Source organism: Tritonibacter sp. SIMBA_163 (assembly GCF_046535935.1).
GTDB classification, from domain to species: domain Bacteria; phylum Pseudomonadota; class Alphaproteobacteria; order Rhodobacterales; family Rhodobacteraceae; genus Epibacterium; species Epibacterium scottomollicae.
This window is the reverse complement of sequence record NZ_JAWJBP010000272.1, coordinates 1-292: the sequence shown is the minus strand read 5'-3', so window position 1 is coordinate 292 and position 292 is coordinate 1. Positions and strand designations below refer to the sequence as shown.

Here is a 292-nt window from a genome sequence, read left to right as displayed (position 1 = left end):
CGATGGGTATTGCTTCCGGCGAGATTGATGAAGCTGGCGCGACCGCTTTTTTCCGTGACCATACAGTCGAGATAGAAGAAGACTAAACTGTCGTCAGCGACACGATTTCCCATTCGACATTGTTGATTTTCAAAACATCACCGACCGGCTTGCCGAACAGCAGGATGGCGACAGGCGCGACATGGGAGATCTTGCCGTTTGACGGGTCGGCCTCGTCCTCGCCCACTATGGTCCAGCGACGGACCTTGCCATCATCCAGATTTTCCAGTTCCACGGTCATGCCGAAACGCAC

General features: G+C 54.5%; 1 protein-coding gene. It reads right to left on the bottom strand.

The genetic code is table 11. The features are described 5' to 3' along the window. Positions 1–82 precede the first annotated feature (82 nt). The coding region (locus tag R0J92_RS22375) for a GreA/GreB family elongation factor (RefSeq protein ID WP_411053272.1) at positions 83–292 on the bottom strand (210 nt) is incomplete at its 5' end.